The organism is Microcystis sp. M165S2 (genome assembly GCF_020245885.1).
Classification (GTDB): Bacteria; Cyanobacteriota; Cyanobacteriia; order Cyanobacteriales; family Microcystaceae; genus Microcystis.
Window position 1 is genome coordinate 1 of the sequence record NZ_JADBTZ010000425.1, and the last position, 2,688, is coordinate 2,688.

The window sequence follows — 2,688 nt, forward strand, 5'->3', positions numbered from 1 at the left end:
GGTCAACTACCTAATTTTCAGGGAAAAAGTACCTGAATTTTCCCCCTGATCACTCCCATGCCTGGTACTTTTTGATTGACAAAAAGTCTAAAAGTCTTACCCAACAAGGTTTTTAGATTTATTCAGCAGACCCTAATTACACATTTCGATAAAGCTTTTGCCTTTTGCATGAGTGCCTCTTGCCTTTTGCATGAGTGCCTATCCTAACCAAGAAATTAATTTTGCACGACTACTGATTGATTTATCGATCGTCCACCATCAGGACAGAAAATATTAAGGATGGGTAAATAAACCCATCCTCGGAATAATTAGGCCGCTATGGCTGTTTTTTCTGCTGTTAATGCCTCTTGGCGTTGAAATTCGGCTAATTGTGCCATAATTTCATCCCGGACAATCTGACGGTATTCCAGGAAATGCTCGTTGTGGGCGCAGACAGTGATATAGTGTTCGGCATTGGCGGGATTATGGCGCAAAATACCGAATAAATTCTGCCAGAATTTCCAGCGAGTGGAACGTTTAAAGCCCTGTCGCCAGATAATTACCGCTAGGGCATAGATATCAGCCCGGCGAGGCAGTTTAAAGGCAGGTTTAGCTTTAGGTGCCCCTAATTTCAGGAAACAGCGATAGGTGCGATCGAGAAATACCTCCGGATCGTACAATTTCCAGAAGGCTTCAATATATTCTGTGGCAATATCTTCGATCGGCCGGGTGGGAACGAAATTCATTAGGGTACTTTGGTTAATGTCCTGTTTCCCCGTTAATCGTAGTCGTCCTTCTTTTTCCAAGCGAGTCCATAGGGCGGTATTGGGTAAAGCTTGTAACATTCCGAATAGAGCCGTGGGAATGGCCGCTTCTTCGACAAAATTAATAATGCGATCGGCCGCACCTTTTTTCTCGCCATCAAAACCGATGATAAATCCCGCCATAGGGCGCAATCCAGCTTTAATAATCTTTTCTACCGTCTCGGTTAACGAACTACGGGTATTTTGGAATTTTTTGGTTAATTGTAAACTTTCTTCGTCGGGGGTTTCAATACCTAAAAAGACCGCATCAAAATAACAATCAACCATCATTTCCATTAATTCGAGATCGGCGGCCAAATCCACCGATGCTTCCGTGTTAAACCGGAAAGGATACTGGTGTTCTTCTTGCCAAACCTTTAATTCTTTGAGGAGTAATTTAACGTTGCGCTTGTTGCCAATAAAATTATCATCCACCATGAACACGCCCCGGCGCCAACCTAACTCGTAGAGATAATCTAATTCTTTTAATAATTGTGCAGGGGTTTTGGTGCGGGGTTTACGACCGTAGAGAACGATAATATCGCAAAATTCGCACTGGAAGGGACATCCCCGCGAGAATTGTACCGACATGGAATCATAAGCTTCAAAATCGAGCAGATCGTAGCGTGGGATCGGGGTAATTGTCACATCTGGTTTTTCTGTGGTGCGGAAAACACCTTTGGTTTCTCCTTTTGCCAATGCTTCCACAAACATCGGGATGGTGATTTCTCCCTCATCGAGAATCAGAAAATCGGCCTCGGCCACTTCGTGGGGGATAGAAGTGGGATAGGGACCACCCACGGCCACCAGTTTACCCCGTTGCTTGGCTTCGTGAATTTGCTCGATTAAATCTTGACGTTGGACAATCATGCCGGAAAGAATGACTATTTCGGCCCAGTCCCATTCTGCTTCTGTCACCGCCCGAATATTGCGATCGACCAGTTTAAATTCCCATTCCTGCGGTAAAATCGCCGCCACCGTCACCATACCAAGGGGAGGAAGTAAGACTTTGCGATCGACTAATTCCAGAATTTTGTTATAAGACCAGAAAGTCGGCGGAAAAACGGGATAAATCAGTAAGGCGCGCATATTCACTCCTCGCTCGATGGCGATCGATTCTTGACCTTTCGCTTGATTGTAATCTTTTTCGGTCAGGGATGGGAAAACCGTTATTTAGCCCTAGAACTAAGATCAGGCTTGATTTTCGGCCGCCATTGCCCACCCTTGACCCTGCCCCCATAAAAGTTTATGGTCAACATTAATAAAATTTATGTAAATAAATGTTGCATAGTTTGGGAAGTTATGTTACATTTAATATCAAGCACTTGAATCAAACGCAATTTTATTATAGGAAGGCAATTCACCATGGATAAGCAAGAAAACAAACTCGGCTTCACCGCTTTCGCTGAAAACTGGAATGGTCGTTTAGCCATGCTCGGTTTCGTTATTGGCGTAGCTACGGAATACTTAACCCACAAAGGCATCCTTGCTCAATTAGGCTTAATGTAATTTCAGCCTCGATTGCTGTGCATCTACAATCGTCTTGAATAAATTATCAAAAAAGGGGGGGAGCATAGCTCTTTCCCTACTTTAGTTGCAGGCAGGCTGGGGATTGGGGACTGAGGATCGTCGGAGCAGGGAGAAACAATCCATAACTTGGCAGTTAACCACACTATTAAAAACGGATTTGGTATTGTTGCCAGTTAAAATTAAAAATGCCCTTAAGCGATCGCATCCTGGCGGTAGATGATGTACCGGAAAATCGCTTACCGAAATTTTGGGTTAAAGCCCCGTCCTTTTAGGACGGCTTTTTAAACTATAGCTTGTTAACTTAACTTTTATTGTGCTATACTGATTTTATCTAAGTACCCCCTGCGTAAAATGTTTGTCTTAGAGTTTAAAGTTA

The 2,688-nt window shown here is 43.6% G+C and carries 2 protein-coding genes; one reads left to right on the forward strand and one right to left on the reverse strand.

The features are described from left to right. Positions 1-308: 308 nt before the first annotated feature. Complete coding sequence (locus tag IM479_RS21050) at positions 309-1,871, reverse strand: B12-binding domain-containing radical SAM protein (protein WP_287078435.1); 1,563 nt, start codon at positions 1,869-1,871, stop codon at positions 309-311. Positions 1,872-2,129: 258 nt separating this feature from the next. Between IM479_RS21050 and IM479_RS21055 the strand changes: the two genes are divergently transcribed. Beyond that, positions 2,130-2,291, forward strand: a complete 162-nt coding sequence (locus tag IM479_RS21055) for a CAB/ELIP/HLIP family chlorophyll-binding protein (protein ID WP_487353236.1) — start codon at positions 2,130-2,132, stop codon at positions 2,289-2,291. Positions 2,292-2,688: the final 397 nt, after the last annotated feature.

Excerpts from the sequence above, each read along its gene's own strand:
- IM479_RS21050 (WP_287078435.1), bottom strand. The coding sequence starts at position 1,871 with ATGCGCGCCTTACTGATTTATCCCGTTTTTCCGCCGACTTTCTGGTCT.